The organism is Pseudomonas sp. P39-UII1 (assembly GCF_039672635.1).
GTDB lineage: Bacteria > Pseudomonadota > Gammaproteobacteria > Pseudomonadales > Pseudomonadaceae > Aquipseudomonas.
The window spans coordinates 25,541-42,651 of the sequence record NZ_JBDFPP010000033.1; the positions used below are offsets into that span (position 1 = coordinate 25,541).

General features: G+C 59.5%; 17 protein-coding genes and 1 pseudogene. 15 read left to right on the forward strand and 3 right to left on the reverse strand.

Going from position 1 to position 17,111, the window contains the following annotated elements; genetic code table 11:
- The first annotated feature begins 264 nt into the window (after positions 1–264).
- The 8 genes and pseudogenes from hxsD (at position 265) to ABEH27_RS24330 (ending at position 7,346) form a co-directional block, all read left to right on the forward strand.
- Positions 265–564 (forward strand): His-Xaa-Ser system protein HxsD, encoded by a 300-nt coding sequence (gene hxsD, locus ABEH27_RS24295; protein WP_346616007.1) that lies wholly within the window; start codon positions 265–267, stop codon positions 562–564.
- A complete protein-coding gene (gene hxsB, locus ABEH27_RS24300; RefSeq protein WP_346616008.1) occupies positions 561–2,048 on the forward strand; it encodes a His-Xaa-Ser system radical SAM maturase HxsB in 1,488 nt (495 codons plus the stop codon). The genes hxsD and hxsB overlap by 4 nt, the downstream gene beginning before the upstream one ends.
- Positions 2,048–3,283, forward strand: coding sequence for a His-Xaa-Ser system radical SAM maturase HxsC (gene hxsC / locus ABEH27_RS24305; protein WP_346616009.1), 1,236 nt, complete (start codon positions 2,048–2,050; stop codon positions 3,281–3,283). The genes hxsB and hxsC overlap by 1 nt, the downstream gene beginning before the upstream one ends.
- Entirely contained in the window at positions 3,280–3,888 is a 609-nt protein-coding gene (gene hxsA / locus ABEH27_RS24310) for a His-Xaa-Ser repeat protein HxsA (protein WP_346616010.1), read from the forward strand. Before hxsC ends, hxsA begins: the two co-directional genes overlap by 4 nt.
- Positions 3,889–4,125: 237 nt before the next feature.
- Positions 4,126–4,443, forward strand: coding sequence for a type II toxin-antitoxin system PrlF family antitoxin (locus tag ABEH27_RS24315; RefSeq protein ID WP_346616011.1), 318 nt, complete (start codon positions 4,126–4,128; stop codon positions 4,441–4,443).
- Positions 4,443–4,781 (forward strand): annotated as a pseudogene (locus ABEH27_RS24320) (type II toxin-antitoxin system YhaV family toxin); the annotation flags it as partial. The gene ABEH27_RS24315 and the pseudogene ABEH27_RS24320, both read left to right, overlap by 1 nt.
- Before the next feature lie 90 nt (positions 4,782–4,871).
- Positions 4,872–5,432 (forward strand): hypothetical protein, encoded by a 561-nt coding sequence (locus tag ABEH27_RS24325; RefSeq protein ID WP_346616012.1) that lies wholly within the window; start codon positions 4,872–4,874, stop codon positions 5,430–5,432.
- A gap of 126 nt (positions 5,433–5,558) precedes the next feature.
- Positions 5,559–7,346 carry a thiamine pyrophosphate-requiring protein gene (locus ABEH27_RS24330; RefSeq protein WP_346616013.1) on the forward strand — a complete coding sequence of 596 codons (1,788 nt, stop codon included), beginning with the start codon at positions 5,559–5,561 and terminating at the stop codon, positions 7,344–7,346.
- A gap of 34 nt (positions 7,347–7,380) precedes the next feature.
- On the opposite strand, the gene ABEH27_RS24335 is transcribed toward ABEH27_RS24330, so the two are convergent.
- On the reverse strand, positions 7,381–8,118 hold the full coding sequence (locus ABEH27_RS24335; RefSeq protein WP_346616014.1) for a DUF72 domain-containing protein: 738 nt from the start codon (positions 8,116–8,118) through the stop codon (positions 7,381–7,383).
- 560 nt (positions 8,119–8,678) lie between these two features.
- Here ABEH27_RS24335 and ABEH27_RS24340 point away from each other — a divergent pair.
- Together ABEH27_RS24340 and ABEH27_RS24345 are read left to right on the forward strand one after the other, a co-directional pair.
- A complete protein-coding gene (locus tag ABEH27_RS24340) occupies positions 8,679–9,494 on the forward strand; it encodes an alpha/beta hydrolase (RefSeq protein WP_346616015.1) in 816 nt (271 codons plus the stop codon).
- Positions 9,484–10,665: an ATP-binding protein gene (locus ABEH27_RS24345; protein WP_346616016.1), complete on the forward strand. Its 1,182-nt coding sequence runs from the start codon at positions 9,484–9,486 to the stop codon at positions 10,663–10,665. Before ABEH27_RS24340 ends, ABEH27_RS24345 begins: the two co-directional genes overlap by 11 nt.
- Positions 10,666–10,711: 46 nt before the next feature.
- Here the strand turns inward: ABEH27_RS24345 and ABEH27_RS24350 are convergent, their stop codons facing one another.
- Positions 10,712–10,924, reverse strand: a complete 213-nt coding sequence (locus tag ABEH27_RS24350; protein ID WP_346616024.1) for a hypothetical protein — start codon at positions 10,922–10,924, stop codon at positions 10,712–10,714.
- 171 nt (positions 10,925–11,095) lie between these two features.
- Here ABEH27_RS24350 and ABEH27_RS24355 point away from each other — a divergent pair, with 171 nt between their 5' ends.
- The 3 genes from ABEH27_RS24355 to ABEH27_RS24365 all read left to right on the forward strand — a co-directional run bounded on the left by ABEH27_RS24355 (position 11,096) and on the right by ABEH27_RS24365 (position 14,297).
- Positions 11,096–12,298, forward strand: coding sequence for a zinc-dependent alcohol dehydrogenase (locus tag ABEH27_RS24355; RefSeq protein WP_346616017.1), 1,203 nt, complete (start codon positions 11,096–11,098; stop codon positions 12,296–12,298).
- A 47-nt stretch (positions 12,299–12,345) separates the two neighbouring features.
- On the forward strand, positions 12,346–13,674 hold the full coding sequence (locus ABEH27_RS24360) for an SDR family oxidoreductase (RefSeq protein WP_346616018.1): 1,329 nt from the start codon (positions 12,346–12,348) through the stop codon (positions 13,672–13,674).
- Positions 13,675–13,757: 83 nt separating this feature from the next.
- The gene (locus ABEH27_RS24365; protein WP_346616019.1) at positions 13,758–14,297 is read left to right on the forward strand and encodes a type 1 glutamine amidotransferase domain-containing protein; all 540 of its coding nucleotides are present in this window, start codon (positions 13,758–13,760) and stop codon (positions 14,295–14,297) included.
- A 57-nt stretch (positions 14,298–14,354) separates the two neighbouring features.
- On the opposite strand, the gene ABEH27_RS24370 is transcribed toward ABEH27_RS24365, so the two are convergent.
- Positions 14,355–14,879, reverse strand: a complete 525-nt coding sequence (locus tag ABEH27_RS24370) for a hypothetical protein (protein ID WP_346616020.1) — start codon at positions 14,877–14,879, stop codon at positions 14,355–14,357.
- A 196-nt stretch (positions 14,880–15,075) separates the two neighbouring features.
- On the opposite strand from ABEH27_RS24370, the gene ABEH27_RS24375 reads away from it, so the two are divergent.
- Both ABEH27_RS24375 and ABEH27_RS24380 read left to right on the forward strand, forming a co-directional pair.
- The gene (locus tag ABEH27_RS24375) at positions 15,076–15,933 is read left to right on the forward strand and encodes an SDR family oxidoreductase (protein ID WP_346616021.1); all 858 of its coding nucleotides are present in this window, start codon (positions 15,076–15,078) and stop codon (positions 15,931–15,933) included.
- A gap of 293 nt (positions 15,934–16,226) precedes the next feature.
- Positions 16,227–16,691: a hemerythrin domain-containing protein gene (locus tag ABEH27_RS24380; RefSeq protein WP_346616022.1), complete on the forward strand. Its 465-nt coding sequence runs from the start codon at positions 16,227–16,229 to the stop codon at positions 16,689–16,691.
- The last annotated feature ends 420 nt before the right edge of the window (positions 16,692–17,111 follow it).

The following is a 17,111-nucleotide window of genomic DNA, read 5'->3' on the forward strand; positions in this document are numbered from 1 at the left end:
GGATTGCTACAGTGGGGGCACATCTGAGGGCATGCTGTGGATGGTTTGGAAAGGATGCCCCCAGCCTGAGGCCAAGCCGGCTATTGATGAGGATACGTGGATTGGGGAGATATAAATCCTTGGCCCTAACCCGTATCAATGGCCGAGCCGTAGTGAGCACACCACCCACCACGCTGGACAAATGCGTGCAAAATGATGATGGCATAATGCCTCGGCAACCGGCAAAATCCACACGCTCCCAACGGATTTGAAGGACCGGTTCCGATGACATGGCCAGTCACGCTGAAACTCGACAGCGCAGCCTACCCGCTCAGCGTGGCGCAACGCGCCGCTTATTCACTGGCCGACACTGTCGCAATCCAGATCGGTATTGAAGCCAATCAAATTAGCCTCACGGCCCACCCCGCTGAAGCAAGATTAACGCTTTCCCCGGAGCATGCTCGCTCACTTATCCTCCAGCACCTGAACGACTTCGCCCTACGCGACCATATCAACCGCGAAACAGCAGGGTTACGTGAAATCCTGGCCCGAGCCGCGCTCGCTGGATGTGGGATTTCCAAGTGACACTGATTGCAACAGACGCCAAGCACTACCGCTTGCTGCCTTTTCGATTCATGCGCATGAACACGGGACATGACCGTGACATCCTGCTCACCTCCGATACCGGTGAGTACATGCACGTGAACGACGCGCAATTACGAGCCCTCAGTTACTTCGACGTTCAAGCAAGTACGCCTTTTTACAAGGACCTGCTGGCCCGCCACTTCATCTATGAACCAGGCCGCCACGACCCATTCCCGGAAATGGCCGCGCAGTATCGCAGCCGCAAGGACTTCCTCTTCCAGGGCCCTGCACTGCACTTGTTCGTTGTTACATTGCGCTGCAACCATACCTGCCAGTACTGCCAGGTCTCGCGGGCCCCTCTGGGAGGATCCGGCCACGACCTGTCGGAAACGGATGCACAGGCGGCGGTGGATCGCTTGTTCGAATCGAACGCTCCCGCTCTGACTGTGGAGTTTCAGGGTGGCGAGCCGCTTCTGGCCTTCGGGCGCGTCCGCCAGATTGTCGAATGGGTCGTTGAACGGAACGTGGTCGAACAACGGGATATCCAGTTCGTCATCACCACCACGCTGCACCACCTGACGGAGGAAATACTCGACTTCGCAGAACAAAATCGCATCCAGTTTTCGACCTCGCTCGATGGGCCGGCGCCCTTGCACAATGCCAACCGCCCGACCCCGTTAAGAGACTCCTACGAACGCACTGTAAAAGGCATCCAGTGGGTCCGTGAGCGCCTTGGTCATGATGCAGTTTCCGCGTTGACCACGCTGACTTCAAGAAGCCTCGAACAACCTGAAGCGATCATCGATGAGTATGTTAGCCAGGGCTTCTCCAGCATTTCGCTTCGGCCTCTGAGCCCTTATGGATTTGCCACCAAGAGTGCCCATCGACTTGATTATCCTATTGAGCGATACCTGGCCTTCTACAAGAAGGCACTGGCCTATTTACTGCGTATCAACCAACAGGGCGTATACCTCTCAGAGAGTTATACAAGCCTGTTGCTGAAGAATATCCTGACACCCTTCTCCTCCGGCTATGTAGACCTGCGCTCCCCTGCTGGCGCAGGCACTGCGGCGCTGGTTTACAACTATGACGGTTACGTCTATCCCTCGGACGAAGCCCGAATGTTGCTGGAGATGGGTGAAGACGGCTTGAGGCTCGGCACCGTGCAGCAACCCTTGTCTGAATTACTCGCATCGCCCGTCATGAATGCGTTGCTCGCCAGTGGTGTAGCAGAAGCGCTGCCGGGCTGCTCCGACTGCGCACTTGTCCCGTACTGTGGTGCTGACCCCATCGAACACTATGCCCGCCAAGCTGACCCAATCGGACACCGAGTGTTCAGCAGCTTCTGCAAGAAGAACATGGGGCTGCTGAAGCATCTTTTCGGCCTGCTTTGCAATGGCGACGACAACGTGCAGAGGGTGCTGCTGTCTTGGTTGAACAGTCGCTCTTACAACGATGTCCGGTTCCCGGGTTACAGGGGCTGATGGCGATGCTGCGCAAAGATACCCACTTCGAAATCCATCACCTGAATGAGCCGAAACTGCTAAAGGTCATCACTCTGGATGAGTTCATCGAACAAGGCCTGGCTGTTTGTGCCGGCAGCGCTGAGTTCAATGACCTGCTGCTTTGGCTGCCAAACGAAGAACGGCTACAGAGCCCGCATCTGCTCTCATTACCAGTCGGTGGTTTCCTGATTCCGGAGCCATTGATCGGCGACTTCGACAGCGCGCGGCCACACCTGCACACCCCCAAAGATGCAGGTGTCGTGCAGCCCGGCGATGTCATTGCCATTACACCAGGCAACGCTTTGGTGCGAGTGCTCTATCGACGAGGCTCAGACAGCAATCTGCTGTTCATGACCGATCGTTGCAACAGCCTCTGTCTGATGTGCTCGCAGCCGCCCAAAGATATCGATGATCGTTGGCACATCGAGGAAAACCTACGGCTGATCGACCTGATGGACCCGGGCGAGGAAAATCTGGGAATCAGCGGCGGAGAACCAACGCTTTATCGCGACGGCCTGCTCGAAATCCTGGCCAAGTGCAAAGCCGTTTTGCCGCAGAAATCCATTCATGTGCTCAGCAACGGGCGTCTGTTCCAGGACCCGAGCTGGATCGCAGCGCTCTCTGCCATCGGCCACCCTCAGTTGAGCTGGGGCATCCCGCTGTATGCCGACAATGCCGAAGACCATGACCATGTGGTGCAGGCTCCAGGCGCGTTCAGCGAAACCCTGCAAGGTCTTTATAACCTGGCGCGAGCCAGCCAGATCATCGAAATTCGCGTTGTGCTCAATCGTCTGACCACACCACGCTTGCCAGAGCTCGCCCACTATGTATTCAGAAACCTGCCCTTCGTGCGGCATGTTGCGCTGATGGGTATCGAAAGTACCGGCCTGGCCAGGAAGAACTACGAAGAACTGTGGATTGACCCGCTGGACTATCAGGAGTCGTTGAGCCAGGCCGTGTATTTCCTGTTCAACCGCGGAGTGCCGGTTTCGATCTACAACTTGCCCCTGTGCCTGGTCCCCGCCCACCTCTCGCGTTTCGCCCGCCAGAGCATCTCGGACTGGAAGAACCTGTTCATCGATACCTGCCAGCAATGCGCTGCCGTCAAACATTGCTCTGGCTTCTTCAAATCCCACACCGACCGCTGGCAAAGCCGCGGGGTACAACTACTATCGACCGAGGCCTTTAGCGCCTATGCAAGGAGTGCACAGTGAAATTGCTCGACCGCTGGAAAGTCCTGATCAGTGGGATCAGCTTGCTGCCAATGGCAGGTACCACCCTGGCACAGGCGGGCCATCTGTCGCTCGCCGATGCGAACTGGCAACCCAACGACAAGCTACAGCCCCCAGTATTCGCCGATACGCTCAATGCGCCAGACACCGTCAACATCTATGCGGCACATCGCTCGCACAGTTCACACCGGTCCCACAGCTCACACAGTTCTCACTACAGCGGCTCGGGTGGCTATAGCGCACCTCGCTACTACAGCCCACCCGCTACCAGTACCCGAAGCTACAGCGCGCCGAGTGCTTCGAGCAGCACCTCAAGCAGCAACAGCCTTTATCAGTCGTCTGGCACTACTAGCGGGACAAGTTCGAGCACTTCAAAAAGACGCGCGACCAATGAGCAGAAAAGCAACCTGGTCACCCGTGTGCAGACCGCGCTGATGGTGCGCCAGTATTACCAAGGCACCATTGATGGGGTGATGGGCAAGGCGACACGTGGTGCGTTGATGGCCTTTCAGATGGACAGTGGGCTGACCGTGAATGGCCGGATGGATACGCCATCGCTGAATGCGTTGGGTATCAAGATTCCATAAGTCGCTTCAGGTTAAAGCTAGCGTCCGTTCTGCAACGAAGGAATTATTCCATGCAGCACATCATTCAAGTCGACAACACTCTCTGGGCATTGATCAGCCGCCTGCAAGGCAAGGAACTGCTAATTGCCCCAGCGACACTACTGTGCGCCGCCCATCTACGCTTAGCGAGCACAAACCCTTAGTTGACTAGGTAAGGATAATTCCTTACCATCAATCAACTCATCCGGGAGAATGCTCATGCCTGCCATCCATGAAATCGCCACCCTGACCTCAAAAGGTCAGGTAACCCTACCAAAATCCGTTCGCCAGCTACTGGGCATTGACACCGGTGGCAAGATTGCATTCGACGTACGCGGTGGTGAAATCGTGGTTAGCCGCGTAGAAACCACCCACGAAGACCCTGCCATCGGTGCGTTCCTGGGTTTGCTGGAGGCTGATATCCGAGGCGGCCGCAACCTCACCACTCTGCCGGAAGACTTGGCGCAAACCATGCTCGCCAACGCAAACCACTCCGTAAATCTGGATGAAGATATCGACGGGGAGGTTGCGCTCTGATGCTGCGTCATGGCTGGACACTGTTGTTCCATGAAGGTGTGACGTTACAGCTACGCAAATTGCAAGAAGCCGCCGCCCGGGCTGAGCAGAACGACCCGCAGGGTTTTGAAAGCAACGCCAACGTCAAGCTGTTTCGAGCACTGAGCCATTTGATCATGGAGGCTGTACCAGCCAACCCGGGCCGTGATGAGTTCCGCCAAGGCAACACGCTGGGCACCGCCTACCGACATTGGCGCCGCGCAAAAATCGGCAGGCGCTTTCGGCTGTTCTTTCGCTACGACTCAAGGTCAAAAGTCATCGTCTATGCGTGGGTCAACGAAGCAACCACCCTGCGTAGCGACTGGGACGAGCCAAAAGCATAAGCTGCGCTACTGGGGTGAGGGTCGGAAGCTATGCTAAAACCAGCCTTCCCGAAGCCTGGGTTTACCATGAGCAATTTTCCAATCGTTGCCACGATACTCTCGATGATACTGGGGCTCTCGGTCACTCGGCTTCTTCTAGGCGTTTTGACGGTATTCCGCATCCGCCGCGTGGCCAAGCCCGACTGGGTGCCGCTCGCCTGGGCGGGGATTCTGTTCACGACGCAGCTTGACTTCTGGTGGGCTGTAAACGGACTGCCAGCGATAAAAGTGACGTTCACGTTCCTCGAGTTTCTCCTGCTCGTGCTGTTGGCGCTGTCGCTTTTTGTCTCTTCGGCGCTGTTGCTCCCCAGTCGTAGTGAGGATGAGCAGAATGGCCTTCAGGTCTACTTTGAACAGGACGGCCGTTATGCGCTGTTGTTCCTTTCCGCTTATCTGTTCCTCGGGCTGGTCGTGAACGTGAGCTTTTTCAAGGCATCTCCGATCGCGCTATGGGGCGTATTGGACGTGATCATGATTGCCCTTGCGCTCTGCGCGTTTGTCGCCAAGTCCCGCGAGCGCTATGCACTTATCGCCTTGGCATACGTCCCCATTACAGCGTTTGACTTGGTTGTCTCGCTGGCCGGCTAGTCAATTCGCTCGCACCACGGTACTGCTTGGGACGGCGGCTGATGCCCCGGAGCAAGCGGATCCGTTGAAACTTTCGCAAACCACGCCAAGTCCAGACCCCTATCGACCAATGAACGGGAGCAGGCAATGACAGGCACGGTAGGCGACTTTCTGGTGGAGCGCTTGTATCAATGGGGCGTGCGGCGCATCTTCGGCTACCCCGGCGACGGCATCAACGGTGTTTTTGGCGCACTGGCCCGCGCCAACGGCAAGATCGAATTCATCCAGGCCCGCCACGAGGAAATGGCAGCATTCATGGCCTGCGCCCACGCCAAGTTCACCGGGGAACTGGGTGTGTGCATCGCCACCTCCGGGCCTGGGGCCTCGCACCTGCTTACCGGTTTGTACGATGCCCGCATGGACCACATGCCGGTGCTGGCCATCGTCGGCCAGCAAGCCCGGGCGGCGTTGGGCGGCCACTATCAGCAGGAACTGGATTTGCTGTCGATGTTCAAGGATGTGGCCGGTGCCTTCGTGCAACAGGCCTCCACCCCCTCGCAGGTCCGCCACTTGCTAGACCGGGCCGTGCGCACTGCCGTCGGTGAGCGGCGGGTGACGGCGGTGATCCTGCCCAATGACCTGCAGGACCTGCCCTACCAGGAGCCGGCCCGCGAGCACGGCACCGTGCATTCCGGCATTGGCTACAGCAAGCCCAAAGTAGTGCCTTACGAGAGCGACCTGCAACGCGCCGCCGATGTGCTCAACGCCGGGCGCAAAGTGGCCATCCTGGTGGGCGCCGGTGCCTTGCAGGCCACCGAGCAGGTCATCGACATTGCCGAAACACTGGGCGCAGGTGTAGCCAAGGCATTGCTCGGCAAGGCCGCTTTGCCCGACGACCTGCCATGGGTAACCGGCGCCATCGGCTTGCTCGGCACCGAACCGAGCTACCAGTTGATGGCGGAGTGCGACACCCTGCTGATGATCGGCTCAGGGTTCCCCTACGCTGAGTTCATGCCCAAGGAAGGCCAGGCGCGCGGCGTGCAGATCGACCTGCAGCCGGACATGCTCAGCCTGCGCTACCCGATGGAGGTAAACCTGGTAGGGGATGCCGGGGAGACCTTGCGTGCATTGCTGCCACTGCTCGAGCCCAAAACCGACCGGCGCTGGCGCAAGAAGATCGAAGGATGGCGGGCACGCTGGGACAAGACCCTGGCCAAACGCGCCATGGTCAAAGCCGACCCGATCAACCCGCAGCGCGTGGTGTACGAGCTGTCCCCTCGCCTGCCCGACAACGCCCTGGTGACCAGCGACTCCGGCTCCTGCGCCAACTGGTATGCCCGCGACCTGCACATTCGCCAGGGCATGCAGTGCTCGTTGTCCGGCGGCCTGGCCTGCATGGGCGCCGCCGTGCCGTACGCGATTGCCGCCAAGTTCGCCCATCCGCAGCGCCCGGTGATCGCACTGGTGGGCGATGGCGCGATGCAGATGCGCAACCTGGCCGAGCTGATCACCGTCGCCAAGTACTGGCAGCAATGGGAGAACCCGCAGTGGATCTGCGCAGTGTTCAACAACGAGGACCTCAACCAGGTCACCTGGGAGCAGCGTGTGATGGAGGGCGACCCCAAATTCGAGGCGTCGCAGACGATCCCTGACGTGCCCTATCATCTGTTTGCCATCTCCATCGGCCTTCAGGGCATTTACGTCGACCGTGAAGAAGACGTCGCCGCGGCCTGGGAACGAGCCCTTGGCGCCGACCGGCCGGTACTGATCGAATTCAAGACCGACCCCGACGTGCCGCCATTGCCACCTCATATCAAGCTAGAGCAGGCGAAGAAATTTGCCGGCACCCTGCTCAAGGGCGACCCGGATCAGGCGGGTGTTATCGTGCAGACCGCCAAGCAGGTACTCAGCTCGGTACTGCCTGGCAAGAGGTGACGGGCGACAGAACGAGCCGGCCATCGCTCATGGTTCAAGCGGGATAGACAGCGGCGCGCCCGTGCAACAAGGCTTCGGTAGCCAGGGCGTCGCCCAAGGCCGCACCGCTTGCGGTGTTGTCGAATATGCACCAGGAAGGTTGTTGCGCGTCCTCGCGCTGCTGCAGCTGAGCAGCCAGGCGCTGCAGGTAATCGCGTCCGTAGGCGCTGAGGTAGATCTGCGGCTCCCCGTGCAAGCGCCAGTAAACCAGCCCCGGCCAGCCACCCGGTTGAGCATCTACGCCAAACCGCGAAGGGCTGGCCGCCACTTGAGCCACTTGCAAGTCCACAAGCAACGACTGCGCGGTCGCCCAGGTAGGATGCCGTGGTTCGACTGCAAGCCACCCATCATAGTGTTTACGCAGGCGGGTGAAGAATCGATCGGCAACTTCGACGTCAAACGCCAGTGACGGGGGCAATTGCACCAACAGGCAACCGAGGCGATCCCCCAGATGCCCGCACTCATCAAGGAATTGCTCAAGCAAGGCTGTACAGCCAAGCAGGCGCTTTTCATGCGTGATGGCTTTGGGCAACTTGACGGAGAAGCGAAAATGCTCAGGGACTGACGCAGCCCATCGGGTATAGGTTTTTGGCTGGTGAGCGCGATAGAACGAAGAGTTGATTTCGACCGCGTTCAATCGGGCCGCGTAGCGCTGCAGTTGGGTGCCTTGCTGGGGAAAGTGCTCGGCATGAAGGCGTGGCACGCTCCAGCCCGCGCAACCAAGATGAATCATCCTGAGGGTTCCGTGGCAACCTCTATCTCGGACAATCCCAGCAAGTGAATGTTGTGCGTTGCCATGGGCACCTCGAGGTTTACGGGGCTACTAAACCTGACTGACGGATTGAGGCGCAGTTCCGACCATTGTCGGGACATTGGGTGGGGGCTACCGTGGGCCTGGCTTGGGTTTTGCGGTGATGCATAAACCGAGCGCCGCCCGCGCGGCGCATCGCGGGCAAGCCCGCTCCTACATTTGTTGCAACGTGCCATGGCCTGTGAGGCCATGGTTGCCAGCCTTGTTGGCATGACCCAATTTTTCGGCTGGCGCTGCCGACGCCCCATCTGTCTTCAGTCATGCGCCAAGGCGGACAACCATGGCCTGACTGGAATGGCACGTTGCAACAAATGTAGGAGCGGGCTTGCCCGCGATGCGCCGCGCGGGCGGCGCTCGATCTTACTGGCGCTGAATGTGCCGTGGCGAGCACCGGGGGCACGCCAGACCTTGCCCTTCGATCCCCTCAACGGCACTATTCTTCCCTAAAGCCAAACCCGCTCGGCTGAACGGAGAAGTGATGCATGGACATTCAACGCAGGAACAACGTCACCGTCCATGGCGCAGGCACTTCGACGCTGGTCTTTTCCCACGGCTTCGGCTGCGATCAGACCATGTGGCATTACCTGTTCCAACACTTCACCAACCGCTTCCGCGTAGTGTTGTATGACCTGGTCGGCGCAGGCAGATCTGACCTGGCTGCCTATGAAAGCGAAAAATACGGTTCACTGGCCGGTTACGCTCGCGACCTGAACGACGTCATCGATCAGTTTGCAAGCGGCCCTGTGATCGTGGTCAGCCACTCGGTGAGTGCAATGATCGGAGCACTGGCCGACCGCCTTTCGCCGAATCGCATAGCCGCCCATGTCATGGTTGGGCCGTCACCGTGCTATATCGATTCCGATGGGTATGTGGGCGGGTTCAAGCTCGAAGACATTCACTCGCTCCTTCACACGCTGGACAGCAACTACCTGGGCTGGTCGAGCGCGATGGCCCCTACCATCATGGGCTCACCTGGGCAGCCGGCCCTGGGCGATGAACTTACCAATAGCTTTTGCCGCACAGATCCGCAGATCGCCAAGCAATTTGCACGCGTGACCTTCTTGTCCGATAACCGCGAAGACATCGCCGGGCTGGCTACCCCGACGCTTATCCTGCAATCTTCCGATGACCTGATCGCGCCGGTGGGCGTGGGCCATTACATGCATGCGACTTTACCCAATAGTGTTTTCCACCTCGTAGATAACGTGGGGCATTGCCCGCACATGAGCGCTCCAGACGCGTGTGCCAAAGCAATGGACGCCTTCCTTCAGCCATGGGTAGGCGCAGATGTCGATTGATCAGCCGCTACTTCCCGCGTTCGAAGAGCTTTTCGACGGTGCCCCCTGTGGCCTGGTCGTCACCGACGAAGACGGCACCATCCTGCGCAGCAATCGTATTTTCAGCATCTGGATGGGCATCAGCCAGGAAGCGCTTGGCCAGCTTCGGTTTCAGGACCTCCTGACAATGGGCGGTAAAATCTTCCATCAGACCCACTGGGCGCCCCTCATGCGCATGCAGGGCTCCGTTGCGGAGGTGAAACTTGACCTCAAAAACGCCAGTGAACAGACAGTCACCCTGCTGCTCAATGGCGTGAGGCGCGAACATGCCGAGGGCGTTTATTACGAACTGGCGCTGTTCGGGATGACTGATCGGGACAAGTATGAGCGCGAGATTGTGGAGGCCCGCCAACGGGCCGAACAGTTGTTATGGGAGAAGACGAGCGCCGAGGCCGCTCTACAGCAGGCAAAAGTGGAACTCGATCTCGCCTATGAAAAAACCCAACAGCGGGCTTTTTTTGCGGAGCAAATGGTCGCAATCGCAAGTCATGACCTGAAGAACCCGCTGACCGCGATCAAGATGGCGACAGACCTGCTGGCACGAGGCGAACGCTCATCGCGAGATACAGAATTGCTCGGCCACATCCGTCAGTCCTCCGAGCGCGCTCAACGGATGATCGCAGACCTGCTGGACCTCGCATTGGCCAGGGTCGGTCGCGGCATCGGCATCACACGGAAGGCGGTTGACCTGCACCTGGTCATTGAGCGAAGCGTAAACGAGCTGCGTGTCGCCTTCCCCCAGGCAAGGCTGGTGCATGAACAAGTGGGCGCCGGGCTGGCAGAGGTCGACGCTGACAGGATGCATCAGCTCGTTGGGAATCTGGTAGCCAACAGTGTTGCCTACGGGGATCTTGGCCAGCCCATAACGGTCACTTCCTTCCTAGAGGGCGAGGTGGCCTTGCTAACGGTGCATAACGAGGGTCCAGCCATACCCGAATCTTCGCTGGGTAACCTGTTTGAGCCGATGACACGAGTGAGCGAGTTGGACACCGACCTGAGAAGCGTAGGGCTCGGCCTTTTCATCGTTCGGGAAATCGCCAAGGCCCATGGCGGCGATGTGGTCGTCAGTTCCACGCACGAAAGGGGAACGTCATTCTGTGTGAGTTTGAGCCGTACCAGCATTGAGCGTTGATAGACGGTTTACCCACGTAAGCTCATCGAAGCGTCGCCTGGCGATCTCATGAATTCCCGGCACCATCACTATTGCGACTCATGCATTCACACTCAGCTTCGGCGCGCGTAGGCAGCCGAAGAATCAGGCGTGTTTTCTCCTGCGTATCGTAAAGATCGAACCCCTCTTCCACTGCACACGCAAAGCCTGAGCGCCTGGGAAGATAGTCTTTTGCAGCCGGGACAGCAGGAACCACCACAAAGCGCTTCAGCATGGCCACCCCCATGAGACAGTTCTTTAGCATTAGTCCTGTAGGAATGGCCCGAGTAATTCGAAGTTCATTTTCGTTGTAATTACCATCGGGCTTCTCGTCTGAACTTTGCCGTCCCTCATGGATTCCCCTGCATACCTATAATGCAAGTGCAAACACACGGCTGCAGGAGCTGATTCGATGAGAGCATTGACCTACCACGGCGCAAACGATGTCCGGGTCGATACCGTCCCAGACCCCATCATCCAAGCGCCGGACGACATCATTCTGAGGGTGACCGCAACCGCCATTTGCGGCTCTGATCTGCACCTTTACCGGGGCAAGATTCCGCAGACCGAAGCGGGGGATATTTTTGGCCATGAGTTCATGGGCATCGTCGAGGAAACGGGCAGTGACGTCACCGGTTTGCAGATCGGCGACCGTGTGGTGATCCCTTTCGTCATTGCCTGCGGCAGTTGCTTCTTCTGCCAGCACGACCTGTTTGCCGCCTGCGAAACCACCAACACCGGTCGCGGCTCGCTGATCAACAAGAAAGGCATTCCGCCAGGCGCTGCGTTGTTCGGGTATAGCCACTTGTATGGCGGCATCCCGGGTGGGCAAGCCGATTACGTGCGGGTACCCAAAGCCAATGTCGGCCCGTTCAAGGTGCCCACCGCGCTGGCCGATGACAAGGTGCTGTTTCTCTCCGACATCCTGCCGACCGCCTGGCAGGCAGTCCTCAACGCCGAAATCGGCCCGGGTTCATCAGTGGCCATTTATGGCGCCGGGCCAGTGGGCCTGCTGAGTGCCGCGTGCGCGCAAATGCTTGGGGCCGAAACCATCTTCATGGTCGATGACAAGGACTACCGCCTGGCCTATGCCCAGGACGCCTACGGGGTGATCCCGATCAACTTCGAGCAGGATGACGACCCTGCCGACAGCATCATCCGCCACACGCCAGGCAGGCGCGGCGTCGATGCGGTCATCGATGCCGTGGGGTTCGAGGCCAAGGGCAGCACTGCCGAAACGGTCTTGACGGCGCTGAAGATCGAGGGCAGCAGTGGCAAGGCCTTGCGCCAGAGCATTGCGGCTGTGCGCCGAGGCGGGGTTGTCAGTGTTCCGGGAGTGTACGCCGGCTTCGTCCACGCCTTCATGTTCGGCGACGCGTTCGACAAAGGCCTCACCTTCAAAATGGGCCAGACCCATGTGCAGAAATACCTGCCAGAGCTGCTCGAGCATATCGAGGCCGGCCGGCTGCAACCCGAAATGATCGTTACCCACCGCCTTGCCCTGGAAGAAGCGGCCATGGGCTACAAGATGTTCGACCAGAAACAGGACAACTGCCGCAAGGTCATCCTGGTTCCCGGCGCTGCGTCCGGAACCCTGGGCTCCAATCACGGGTAAGCACAGGGGGCTAGCGCTTCCCGGTATGCAGCCAAAGGAGGTTGACCATGATCGATCAAGCGACAGGCATGAAACCAGGTGAACGATACCGCGTGGATAACATCGAACGCGCCCATCAATTTCCCGGTTTCTTCCTGGACGGCAAGTATTACCTCGGGCCCGAACTGCTGACCGCTGTCGGCTGGCTGGAGGGCACCACATTCATCTATGACAGCCTGGATGCGCAAGGTGAGCCGGTGTTCCCCGATCGGGTGGCAGGCACCCTCGAGGGGCTGAGGTTGATGCTGGTGGATGGCACCGCCCTCGAGCTTTCGAGGCTGGACCCCAGCACCCTCCTCGCGCCTGCGGCGGACGCTGTGGAGCAAGCGCCACAGCCGGCCGAGCCGCCACGCCCAGCACCGATCAAGGGCCCACTGCGGGGCAAAGTGGTGGTCATCACCGGCGCTTCAAGTGGCATAGGCCGCGCCGCCGCACATGCCTTTGCCTGTAAAGGTGCGCGCCTGGTGCTGGCTGCACGCGATGAAGAAGCGTTGTTCGACGTGCTGGATGAGTGCACCGATTGCGGCACGGACGCCGTGGCAATCACCACCGACGTCAGCCGCAGCGACCAGGTACAAGCGCTGGCCGCGCAGGCTGCCGAATTTGGCCATGGCCGAATCGATATCTGGGTCAACAACGCCGGCGTCGGCGCGGTCGGCAATTTCGAAGACACGCCACTGGAGGCCCATGAGCAAGTCATTCAAACCGATCTGGTCGGTTACCTGCGTGGCGCCCATGTGGCCCTGCCCTACTTCAAGGCGCAGCGCAGCGGCACGCTGATCAACACGCTGTCACTGGGCAGCTGGGTTGCCCAGCCCTATGCCGCGGCGTACTCGGCAAGCAAGTTCGGCCTGCGAGGCCTGACCGACGCGTTGCGCGGGGAGCTCACGGAGTTCCCCGACATCCATGTCTGCGACATCTACCCAGCGGTCATGGATACGCCGGGCTTCAGGGATGGCGGCAACTACACCGGCCACGCGCTCACCCCGCCCGGGCCGATCTACGATCCGGAGTTGGTGGCCAAGGCCATGGTGGCGTGCGCCATTTCCCCGCGTGCGCACACCACGGTCGGCGCAACCGCGCGCCTCGCCCACCTGGCCAGCTTCCTGGTGCCAGCACTCCCGCAGATATCGGGATGGCTGACACGCTGGGGCTTGCACCGCAGTCCTGTTGCAGGGATTTCTTCGGGCAACCTGTTCGAACCACCCAGTGGCCGGCGCAGCGTGGACGGCGGCTGGCGAGAGCGCAAAGGCCACACACCGTTGCTGGTGGGCGCGGCAGTCCTCGGCATCATTGCCGGGCTGGTCCTCACCCGCTCGCAGCGCAGGCGCCGCTGATATCAACCGCTGAGCACCGCGCAGGAACTTTGCCTGCCGGTGCCGGGCCCTATCTGATGCCCTACAGTACGAGGAGATAACTGATGAGTGCACAACTTGACGGCAAGCGCGTGGCCTTTCTGGTCACCGATGGCTTCGAGCAGGTGGAACTGACCGGCCCGCGTGAAGCGCTGGAGAACAGCGGTGCGGTAGTCGATATCCTGGGTGAGAAGGAGGGTAAGGTACGCGGCTGGAACCATGACAAGCCCGCCGACGAGTTCAACGTGGATGCAACGTTCGACAGTGCCGACCTCGACCTTTACGACGCCTTGGTACTGCCTGGCGGCGTGCAGAACTCCGATACGATCCGGATCATCCCTGGCGCGCAAAAGCTGGTGAAAAGCCATGCTGCGGCCGGCAAGCCGTTGGCCGTCATCTGCCACGGTGCCTGGCTGCTGGTGTCAAGCGGTCTGGTCAAGGGCAAGCGGATGACCAGCTACAAGACGTTGCAGGACGACATTCGCAATGCAGGTGGCCAGTGGGTGGATGAGCAGGTGGTGGTAGACGGTAACCTGATCACCAGTCGCCAACCAGACGATATTCCGGCCTTCAATGAGCAATTGATCAAGGCGCTGGCAGGCTGAGCTCAGCGATCTGCGCCGCGCCCTCCGTTGTGCTTCAGCGCGGCTGGAGGGCGCGGGTCACGCCAGCTGGATGTAAACCGAATAGGTGCCCAGCAAGACCCAGAAGCCGAGAAAAATCCACGGTGTGCGCAGGGAAAACAGCAGCGATTTGCGGTGCCCAGCCTGAGAGGTTTCCGCCTCGCAGAACAACGGCGATTCGTCATACGCCAAGCCCATCATCGGCTCACTGCGCAGCAAGTGGCTTTGCTTGAGCTGCCAGTGCTCGATGATTCGAAAGGCCGCGCGGATGCCTGGCCAGGCGTTCAGCGAACTGAGCACACCGAGCAGTGCGAGAAACGCCGGCACTATCAACGTGAACATCTCGCCCCAGCCGTCGTTCAGGTTGCTCATCGACGACACGAACGCGATGACCAGGAATGACTGAGCCGCCAGGTAAGCATCGGTGCGGTTGGCCAGGATGGTAGTTTCGTACTGGATTTCGCGTCGATAGAAATCCAGCCGCTCCTTCGGGGTACCGAACATCCTTGCATTCTGCTGATCGATCTCATGTTCGGGGGTGGTAGGGGTGATGATTCTAGGCACTTCTATGCTCCAGTTTGAGGGTCGAGCCTTGCACGCAAAGCACGAGACGAGTGAGCGGTAGAGCTATCCCACGCTTGAGAATTCAATGGAAATCCAAGACTGACCGCCCGTCGCGCGAACCCTGAACTCATCCCAACACCGGCCTGTTGCACCGTTCGAACGGTAATGAGCGTTCTCAACTGCAGGAGCTGCCCCCATGAGCGACTACCCCACTCCCCCCTTCCCCTCTCAACCGCAAAGCGTTCCAGGCTCGCAACGCAAGATGGAGCCGTATCCAGACTGCGGTGAGCAGACCTACAGCGGCAAGAATCGGCTCGAAGGCAAAATCGCCCTGATCACCGGCGCCGACAGCGGCATCGGGCGCGCGGTGGCCATTGCCTACGCCCGCGAGGGCGCCGACGTTGCGATTTCCTACCTGAATGAGCACGAAGATGCGCAGGAAACGGCGCGTTGGGTGGAAGCTGCGGGCCGGCAGTGCCTGCTGCTACCGGGTGACCTGGCGCAAAAGCAGCACTGCTACGACATCGTCGACAAGACGGTGGCGCAGTTCGGTCGCATCGATATTCTGGTCAACAACGCCGCGTTCCAGATGGCTCATGAGGGCCTGGACGAGATTGACGATGATGAATGGGTGAAGACCTTCGATACCAACATCACCGCCATTTTCCGGATTTGCCAGCGCGCGTTGCCGTCGATGCCCAAAGGCGGGTCGATCATCAACACCAGCTCGGTCAACTCCGACGACCCATCACCCAGCCTGTTGGCGTATGCCGCCACCAAAGGCGCCATTGCCAATTTCACCGCCGGCCTCGCCCAGCTGCTGGGCAAGCAAGGCATCAGGGTGAACAGCGTGGCCCCCGGCCCGATCTGGACACCGCTGATACCTGCCACCATGCCCGATGATGCGGTCAGGAACTTCGGTTCGAGCTACCCGATGGGGCGGCCAGGGCAACCGGTGGAGGTCGCTCCGATTTATGTCTTGTTGGGTTCTGATGAGGCCAGCTACATCTCGGGGTCACGCTACGGCGTCACGGGTGGTAAACCCATTCTTTGAGGGCGGTTCTTGGCCGGCGAACGCTGGCCGTAGACCAATCATCACGATCGTTGAACCCTGACGTTGGCGCCCACTCAACCTCATAAGCTTTGTACGAAACCCTGTAGGAGCTGGCTTGCCTGCGATCGGCTGCGAAGCAGTCGCAAAACCGGTGTCTGCGCACTGCCAGACAGGACGCGGATACAGGATTTACGACTGCTTCGCAGCCGATCGCAGGCAAGCCAGCTCCTACACGCAGTCTTTCGTACAGCGCCTGGGAAGCCAGACTTTATCCACCGTGAAGAGGTGTCTCCATGAACGCTATCGATCTGCTGATTCAAGACCATAAGCTGGTCAAGAAACTGCTGGAAGAACTCTCCTCGACCACCGAACGTGCGGTAAAAAAACGCGCTGAACTGCTGCACCGCATCGAGCAGGAACTGCAGGTCCATACGGCCCTGGAGGAGGACATTCTCTACCCGGCGATCAAGCAAGCCGGAGGTAAAGAGGAAGCCAAGATGTATTACGAGGCCAAGGAAGAACACCGGACGGTCGACTCGCTGGTGCTCCCTGACCTGCTGCATACCGAAACCGGCACCCTCGAATTCGCCGGTAGAGTGAAAGTCATGAAGGAGCTGCTTGAGCATCACATCGAGGAAGAGGAAGGCGAGCTCTTCCCTACTGCGAAGAAGCTACTCGGTAAAGATCAGTTGGAAGAGCTGGGCGTTGCCATGGAGGCCCAGAAAAAACTGCTCAAGGGCGAGCGGCGGGCAGCTTGAATCAAAGGCGCTGGGCTTGCCTCGGCATCTTCAGCGCCCTTGAGATCGAGCGCCGCCCGCGCGGCGCATCGCGAAGTGCTTGCCTTGGGATCTTCAGCGCCTTTGAGACCGAGCGCCGCCCGCGCGGCGCTTCGCGGGGCAAGCCCGCTCCCACATTTGTTGCAACGTGCCATGGCCTGATGGGCCATAGTTGTTAGCCTTGGTGGCTCGACGAGATTTTTCGGCTGGCGCTGCTGCCGCCTCACCTGTCCTCAGTCATGCGCAAAGGCGAACAACCATGGCCTGACTGGAATGGCACGTTGCAACAAATGTGGGAGATTCTATGGCAGCAGACAACTTCTCTGAGGAAGTAGCCACACGGCATTTTTCAATGCCTCCAGGCATGGGGCATCGCACCTGAAAAGTCCTTCGAGTGTTTGG